The 4,454-nt window shown below is 74.3% G+C and carries 5 protein-coding genes; 4 read left to right on the plus strand and 1 reads right to left on the minus strand.

Going from position 1 to position 4,454, the window contains the following annotated elements; genetic code table 11:
• Window positions 1-115: 115 nt before the first annotated feature.
• Complete coding sequence (locus D471_RS0100325) at window positions 116-631, minus strand: NADPH-dependent FMN reductase (protein WP_017596783.1); 516 nt, start codon at window positions 629-631, stop codon at window positions 116-118.
• Between the two features lie 612 nt (window positions 632-1,243).
• On the opposite strand from D471_RS0100325, the gene nagA reads away from it, so the two are divergent.
• The 4 genes from nagA to D471_RS0100345 form a co-directional block, all read left to right on the plus strand.
• Window positions 1,244-2,392, plus strand: coding sequence for an N-acetylglucosamine-6-phosphate deacetylase (gene nagA, locus D471_RS0100330; protein ID WP_017596784.1), 1,149 nt, complete (start codon window positions 1,244-1,246; stop codon window positions 2,390-2,392).
• An 83-nt stretch (window positions 2,393-2,475) separates the two neighbouring features.
• The gene (locus D471_RS0100335) at window positions 2,476-2,784 is read left to right on the plus strand and encodes a hypothetical protein (RefSeq protein ID WP_017596785.1); all 309 of its coding nucleotides are present in this window, start codon (window positions 2,476-2,478) and stop codon (window positions 2,782-2,784) included.
• 121 nt (window positions 2,785-2,905) lie between these two features.
• Entirely contained in the window at window positions 2,906-3,769 is an 864-nt protein-coding gene (locus tag D471_RS0100340) for a cytochrome P450 (protein ID WP_017596786.1), read from the plus strand.
• On the plus strand, window positions 3,766-4,454 hold a 689-nt coding region (locus D471_RS0100345; RefSeq protein ID WP_017596787.1), incomplete at its 3' end, for an isocitrate lyase/PEP mutase family protein. The genes D471_RS0100340 and D471_RS0100345, both read left to right, overlap by 4 nt.

Raw genomic sequence — 4,454 nt, forward strand, 5'->3', positions numbered from 1 at the left:
AAGACGAGGATGAAGAATCCCTGCCTCGAGGGCGCACGAACCCCGGCCGAAGCGCGGCGGCGGGCCCAGGGAAAACACCGCCGGGCCGCGCCCCCGCGCGGCCCGGAAACCGTGATCAGGCCGTGACGGCCACGGCCTCGCGCAGACCGGGGGCGGCGACGTCGGCCCACGCGCGCACCACGCCGCCGGGCCGGTCGGTCTCGTCCGTGGACAGGACCAGGCCGGGCTCGGCCACCCAGGCGCCCAGGTCGGCGAGGAGGATGCGCAGGTCCTCCTCGATCCCACGGCTGTTGCGCAGGTCCTCCACGACCGCCAGCGGCACCGCGACGGTGTGGCCCAGCCCCAGTTCGGGCAGGCGGTCCAGGAAGACCTTGAGCAGGCCGGTGTAGGTGCCGTGCACCTGCGGGGAGGCGACGAGCAGCACGTCGCTCTCACGCACCCGCTCCAGGGCGGCGTCGACCGAGGACGCGGACTCGGTGAGCAGGTCGGGCCCGATCTCCGCCAGGTCGACGACGGCGGGCTGGGCGTCGACCCCCACGCGGGCGGCGATCTCGGCGGCCGCGTCCAGGGCGGCGGCGCGGACGGAGGAACGGGTCTGCGGGGCGGCGACGAGCACGGTGAAGCGGGTCATGCGGAACTCCTGGGTTCGGTCAGAGCCAGCCGGGATCGACCGGAGGAAGCGTCAGAGGCGGTGTTCGTTGGGTGACACCGGAGGAGACGTCGTTCCCCTACCGACACCAGGCGCGGACGCCGTCGTCCGGGACTCGGTGCGCGGGCCTGGCAGGGGTGCTCGTCGGGCCGGGAAGCGGCCCGGAACCCAGTGACTGGGAGAGCTGAGTGTCCGGTGTCTGCGAGGGCACGGAGGGCACGGGGTACACCCGTGGCGCGGGGCGCGCGGGCCCCGCAAGGCGCTAGCTACGACAGAGCGCGCTCGCCTGCTGTCGGAGATCGACGTGCAGGCGCTGGACAAGCAGCTCACCGGCGGACATGCCCCCATGATGCGGCTCGCCGACCGCTATCGTCAATGCGTGTCGTCCCCCCGGTCACGGCCGGACCATCCCGGGAACCGGCGTCCACGTCGTGGACAAAGCGTCCCACGGGTCAGGATTTCCCAGCTCCGCAGGGGGTCCCGCACCCTGGGAACAAAGGTCGGACCCCGCGCCCGGACCCGCCGGAACCCCGGTGTAATTTGCGACACACAGGCCGCACCCCGCCCTTCCCGAGACCCAGAGAGAGCCCGAACATGGTGCACACTCCCGTCACGCTCACCCACGCCCGGGTCGTCACACCCAACGGTGTCCACGACGGCTGGCTGCGGGTCGAGGACGGCCGCGTCGCCGAACTCGGCGCCGGCGCGCCGCCTCCCGGCCGGACCCACGACGTCGGCGGGGGCTGGGTGGTCCCAGGCCTGGTCGACACGCACATCCACGGCGGAGCCGGGCACGCCTTCCCCGACGCCGATCCGGAGGGCGCGCGCGAGATCGTCGCGTTCAACCGGGCGCGCGGCGTGACGTCGTTGGTGGGCGGGCTGGTCGCGGCCTCTCCGGAGGACACCGTCCGGCAGGTGTCGGCGCTGGCCGAGCTGTGCGAGGAGGGGGAACTGGCGGGGATCTACCTGGAGGGGCCGTTCATCGCGCGTTCCAAGTGCGGGGCGCACGACCCCGAGCTGCTGCGCGACCCGGACACCGCCGAGTTCGACCGCTGGCTCCGGGCCGGACGGGGCCATGTCCGCATGATCACGGTCGCCCCCGAACTGCCGGGCGCGCTGGACCTGATCCGCGCCGCCGCGTCCTCCGGCGTGGTGGCCGCGGTGGGGCACACCGAGGCCTCCTACGAGCAGACCCTCGCCGCCTTCGACGCGGGCGCCACCGTCGCCACCCACCTGTACAACGCGATGCGTCCGCTGAACCACCGCGACCCGGGGCCGATCGCCGCGGCCCTGCGCGACGAGCGGGTGACGGTCGAACTCATCACGGACAACGTGCACGTCCATCCGGGCGCCGCGCGGCTGGTGTTCGCCTCGGCCGGCGCCGAGCGGGTGTCGCTGGTGACGGACGCGATGTCGGCGACCGGTCTGGGCGACGGTGAGTACACCCTGGGCGAGCTGCGCGTCCGGGTCAGCGGGGGCGAGGCCCGGCTGGTGGAGACCGGCGCGATCGCCTCCAGCACGATCGTGCTCCCCCAGGCGGTGCGCAACGCGGTGTCCGACATCGGGGTGGACGTGCCCGAGGCGGTGCGGTCGGCCTCCTCGGTTCCCGCCGCGGCGCTGGGGCTGGAGGGCGCGGGCCGGATCTCCGTCGGCGCCCGCGCCGACCTCGTGGTCCTGTCCGAGGACCTCTCCGTCGAGCGAGTCATGCACCGGGGCGGGTGGACGGCCGACGGCGTGTCGTAGGTGCGGTACGTACTAGTAACTTTACTCTGAGCGACAATGGGTCAGGGCATCGAGGAGCAACGCTCGACACGAAAGGATCCGCTATGGCCCAGTCGAGACGGGCACACGACCAAGAAGCGTCCCACGTGCCCACCGAGGAACGCGAACACCTGGAGAAACTCGCCGCGGAGCTGTCGCGCTACGACGTCACCACCGACGTGGCCGACGACCCCTCACCCAGGCTGAGGGTCGGCAATCCCGCGTCGGCCCACGCGGTGGAGGACGTGGTCTGCGAGCGCCGGGAGCACGGACACGCTTTCCTGGCGTCGTTCGGGGTGTACCTGGGCAGCAGCGGGAGCCTGGGCGTCACGGCGCACAAGGTCGCCTGGCTGGTGGGGGCCACCGAGGCCTGAGCCACCGGACGGACGGGGGGCGGTACCGGCCGGTACCGCCCCCCGTCCGTCTCCCCGTGGACCGCGCCGGACCGGGGACGCTTCGGCGGGCGCCGAAACGTCCCCACCCTAAACTCGCGGCATGACCCCACCGCTCCACGTCCGCGACCACGCGGGGATACGCGCGATCCTGGACGATCCGCGCTTCGCCGTGCCGCCGCCCCCCGAGGGCGGAAGCCCCCTGGACTGGCTGCGGCGGACCACCGTCCGGTTCTGCGAGGGAACCGACCACGACCGCCGCCGCGCGGTCGCCGAGGATCTGCTCCGCGGACTCGACCCCTCCCTCCTACGCGAGCGGGCCGCCGTCAGGACCCGCGAGGTATCCGCCGAGGCGGCGCCGTTCGTCCCCGTCGAGGTCCTCGCCCTCCACCTGGGCGTCTCCCCGGGCGCCCTCGCCCGGCTCGTCCCGGCCACGCGCGCGGTGGCCGCCGCCTACCAGCCCGGCGCCCCCGCCGAACACCTGGCTCCGGCCGACGAGGGCGTGCGGACCCTGGTCGGTCTGCTGCCCGACGGCGGACCCGAGGAGGCCGCGCAGCGCATCGCCCTCCTGACACAGTCCTGCGACAGCACCGCCGGGCTGATCCGCGGCGCCCTCGCCGTGGTCGACGAGTTCGGCCTCTCCATCCCCGGTGACCTGGGGGCTGAGGACCTCGTGGCCGAGGCCCTGCGCCTCACGTCCCCGGTCCGGGAGACGCGCCGCCGAGCCCTGGACGGTGCCGTCCTCGCCGGTCGCCCCGTGCCGCCCGGCACCGACCTCGTGCTCGACTTCGCCACCGCCAACCGAGACCCGCGCGTCTTCCCCGACCCCGACCGCCCCGTTCCGGGACGTCCGGTGTCCGGACACCTCACCTTCGGGCACGGCCGTCGGCCCTGCCCCGGCTCCGCCCACGCCCTGGCGCTGGCCCGCGGCGTGCTCGACGTCCTCCTGGCGGAGGGGGCCCGGTGAACGCCCACGAGGAGTTCCGCGACCTGCACCGCGTCGGCGCGCCCCTGGTGCTGCCCAACGCCTGGGACCACGCCTCGGCCGCCGCGTTGGTCGGCGCCGGGTTCCGCGCGGTCGGGACGACCAGCCTCGGCGTCGCGTCGGCGGCCGGGAAAGCCGACGCGGCGGGCACCGCCCGCGCGGAGACGGTCGCGCTCGCCCGCGGCCTGGCCCGACTGGACGCCCTGGTCAGCGTGGACATCGAGGGCGGGTTCGGCGACGATCCCGAACAGGTCGCCGGGCTCGCGCGCGAACTGGCGGAGACGGGTGTCGTCGGGATCAACATCGAGGACGGCCTACCGGACGGAACCCTCACCGACCCGGAACACCAGTCCGCGGTGATCCGCGCGGTGAAGCGGGCGGCGCCCGAACTGTTCGTCAACGCCCGGACGGACACCCACTGGCTGCCGGGGCCCGTGGGGGAGACGGCCGACCGGGTGGCCGCGTACCAGGAGGCCGGGGCGGACGGGGTGTTCGTCCCCGGCCTGCGCGACCCGGAGCGGATCTGCGCCCTCGTCGACGCGTTGGAGGCGCCGCTCAACATCCTGTACTCCCCCGACGGCCCCTCCCTGCTCGAACTCACCGAACTGGGCGTGCGCCGCGTCAGCTGCGGGTCGCTGCTGTTCCGGGCGGCCCTCCAGGCGACGGT

Source organism: Nocardiopsis lucentensis DSM 44048, assembly GCF_000341125.1.
Classification (GTDB): Bacteria; Actinomycetota; Actinomycetes; order Streptosporangiales; family Streptosporangiaceae; genus Nocardiopsis; species Nocardiopsis lucentensis.